At 62.8% G+C, this 2,453-nt stretch carries 5 protein-coding genes; 3 read left to right on the top strand and 2 right to left on the bottom strand.

Annotated elements, in window-relative coordinates; all coding sequences use genetic code 11:
- Window positions 1-135 precede the first annotated feature (135 nt).
- On the bottom strand, window positions 136-702 hold the full coding sequence (locus tag ACT4OC_RS28285) for a hypothetical protein (protein ID WP_444842352.1): 567 nt from the start codon (window positions 700-702) through the stop codon (window positions 136-138).
- 159 nt (window positions 703-861) lie between these two features.
- Here ACT4OC_RS28285 and ACT4OC_RS28280 point away from each other — a divergent pair, with 159 nt between their 5' ends.
- Both ACT4OC_RS28280 and ACT4OC_RS28275 read left to right on the top strand, forming a co-directional pair.
- Window positions 862-1,182, top strand: coding sequence for a hypothetical protein (locus ACT4OC_RS28280; protein WP_444842351.1), 321 nt, complete (start codon window positions 862-864; stop codon window positions 1,180-1,182).
- Window positions 1,179-1,574 carry a rhodanese-like domain-containing protein gene (locus ACT4OC_RS28275; protein WP_444842350.1) on the top strand — a complete coding sequence of 132 codons (396 nt, stop codon included), beginning with the start codon at window positions 1,179-1,181 and terminating at the stop codon, window positions 1,572-1,574. Before ACT4OC_RS28280 ends, ACT4OC_RS28275 begins: the two co-directional genes overlap by 4 nt.
- A 50-nt stretch (window positions 1,575-1,624) precedes the next feature.
- Here the strand turns inward: ACT4OC_RS28275 and ACT4OC_RS28270 are convergent, their stop codons facing one another.
- A complete protein-coding gene (locus ACT4OC_RS28270) occupies window positions 1,625-1,807 on the bottom strand; it encodes a hypothetical protein (RefSeq protein WP_444842349.1) in 183 nt (60 codons plus the stop codon).
- A 101-nt stretch (window positions 1,808-1,908) separates the two neighbouring features.
- Here ACT4OC_RS28270 and ACT4OC_RS28265 point away from each other — a divergent pair.
- Window positions 1,909-2,453 (top strand): Y-family DNA polymerase (locus tag ACT4OC_RS28265; RefSeq protein ID WP_444842348.1); only part of this gene is annotated, 545 nt, incomplete at its 3' end.

The following is a 2,453-nucleotide window of genomic DNA, read 5'->3' as shown; positions in this document are numbered from 1 at the left end:
GCCCGCAGCGCCGTGTGCCAAAAACTTGGGTAGTGGCGCACACGGTTTTGACAGGTACAGCCGAGACAGCCCGGCCTTCCCCGCGCAATGGGTTTACGGCTTATACGTACTCTCCCCGGTGAGCGGCCTTTTTTGTCACCGTTGCCCCGCCGGCACAGGCCAGCAGGGATAGACGCCAGGGTCGCGGCGCCAGGACCACACGACTTCGCCGTCCGCAGCAGCCTTACGTCCAGCGGCGGCTCGATCCCTTTCGGAAACCGAGCCGTTACGCCTGAGCCTGCCACGGCCATCGCATCCCAAGCCCAACGCATCGTGACGATTCGCGAAACGCCCCTCAGCGGGCCCGGGACGGGGGAAGGCATACCGCAAATCAGAATTCCGGTAAAGAGAAATCTTTTTGATTTTGGGGCTTGACAGGAATTTCGAGAAACCGAAGTGGCTTGCCCGACGGCCGGCGTTCATCGCCAGATGGAACAGCGTGATCGCTTCGGCCCCCGGCATGAGCCTGGAAGCGAGCAGATCGGGCGGCGACGTCACCACCGACCACGGCCGGGTAAACCCGGCATTGAAATGGATGGCGCCCGAAACACGGATGACACGCAGAACCTCGGACAAGACGTCCATATTGCCTCCGGGCTGATCACAAAAGCCCGCAATATCGGCGCGCAGCGTCCCGGCAAAAACTTTGAGCGCCTCGATCATTGAGTCAAAGCTGTCCGGGCCTTAGTCCATCGCCAGGTTCGGCGGAACCGTTTAGGCGGCGGCCGATTGGAACCAGAGCCCATCCGTCGCGGGAACTGACCGGTGTTGATGTATCCGCGGCACCGGGCCGCAGCAATCGTTTTGCCGACGGAGATTGTCATGTTTCTCAAAACCATCGACGATACGGAGGCGACGGGCCGGATCGGCGAACTCTATGCACAGAAGGCCCAGAACGGTTTTATGATGGCCGCGATACGCGCCTGGACGGCGAGACCCGACCTCCTACCCATCTATCAGGAGTTCGCGGACAAGACCCGCGCCGGCTTCTCGCTGACGCCGCGCGACTGGCGGCTGATCACGTTCGTCGCTGCACGGCAGGTGCCATCCACCTATTGCTCGCATGTCGGTCGGCAGGCCGATCTGACCACACGTTCAACTTGCGGGGATCGACTGAGCACAGAAGAGGAGATGACGATATGACTACGAACGTCAAACAGATGATGGAAGCCGCCAACGCAGTGGTGCCGCGGATCACGCCGGCGCAAGCAAAGGAGATGATGGCCAAGGGCAACACGCTGGTGGTCGACGTGCGCGATGCGCCCGAAGTGGAAACCAGCGGCAAGATCGCCGGCGCCATTCACGTCTCGCGCGGCATGCTGGAGTTTCGCGCCGACCCCGACACGCCTTACCACGACAAGAATTTCAGCAAGGACAAGGCGATCATCCTCTATTGCGCGTCCGGCGGACGATCGGCGCTCAGCGGCAAGGTGCTCAAGGACATGGGCTATGCCAACGTCCACAACCTCGGCGCCTTCAAGGACTGGGCCGAAAGCGGCGGGAAGATCGAGAAGACCATAGAACCGGGTATGTGAAGCAGCGCGATGCGGGGACCACCTGAACGGGTGGTCTCCGGCAGGCGCATTCACTTCGGCACCGGATGCGCCCTCGCCAGTTCATCCAGCGGCAGCTTCGCTTCCTGATCGGTCAGCGGAAAGCGCACGATGACGTCCTGGCGCCAGAGCTGGCCCCATAGCCCTTCCGGCGACCATTTCTGCGGCTCGGGACCGCGCGGTCCTTCGATCCAGACGAGATACCACTCCTTCATAAGGCTGACGTAGGCGCGCCATCGGCAGGTGCAAGCGCATTGACTTGATGTTCTCTTTTTGTTCTTATCGCAACATCGCCCCTATCGTCGCGATGGATGCGATGACCACGCCAGCCACCATCCTCCATGCCGACCTCGATGCGTTCTACGCATCCGTCGAGCAGCTGCTCGACCCATCCCTGCGCGGCAAGCCGATCGCGGTCGGCGGCGGCGTCGTGCTTGCCGCATCCTACGAGGCCAAGGCCTTCGGCGTTGCCGGCGGCATGCCGGGACGGCAGGCGCGCGAACTGTGCCCGCAGCTGATCTTCGTTGGCGGTCATTTTCGCGAGTACCAGCGGCTCGGCGATGCGGCGATCGCCGTGCTCGGCGATTTCACGCCGCTGGTCGAGCGCATCTCGATCGACGAGGCCTTTGCCGACGTTGCCGGCTGCACCCATCTGTTCGGCACGCCCGCCGAAATCGCCGGCCGCATCCGCCGCCGCGTGCGCGACGAGCTCGGCCTGCCGATCTCCATAGGAGTGGCGCGCACCAAGCATCTGGCCAAGATCGCTTCGCAGGTCGCAAAACCCGATGGTCTCGTGGTGGTCGATCCAGACACTGAGCTCGACTTCCTGCACGATCTGCCGGTCGGGTTGATGTGGGGCGT

It is taken from the genome of Bradyrhizobium sp. (assembly GCF_052389815.1).
In the GTDB taxonomy this organism is placed as follows: domain Bacteria; phylum Pseudomonadota; class Alphaproteobacteria; order Rhizobiales; family Xanthobacteraceae; genus Bradyrhizobium.
The sequence above is the reverse complement of the archived record's forward strand: the minus strand, read 5'-3'. Positions and strand labels throughout refer to the sequence as shown.

Excerpts from the sequence above, each read along its gene's own strand:
- ACT4OC_RS28285 (WP_444842352.1), bottom strand. The coding sequence starts at position 702 with ATGATCGAGGCGCTCAAAGTTTTTGCCGGGACGCTGCGCGCCGATATT.
- ACT4OC_RS28280 (WP_444842351.1), top strand. The coding sequence starts at position 862 with ATGTTTCTCAAAACCATCGACGATACGGAGGCGACGGGCCGGATCGGC.
- ACT4OC_RS28275 (WP_444842350.1), top strand. The coding sequence starts at position 1,179 with ATGACTACGAACGTCAAACAGATGATGGAAGCCGCCAACGCAGTGGTG.
- ACT4OC_RS28270 (WP_444842349.1), bottom strand. The coding sequence starts at position 1,807 with ATGAAGGAGTGGTATCTCGTCTGGATCGAAGGACCGCGCGGTCCCGAG.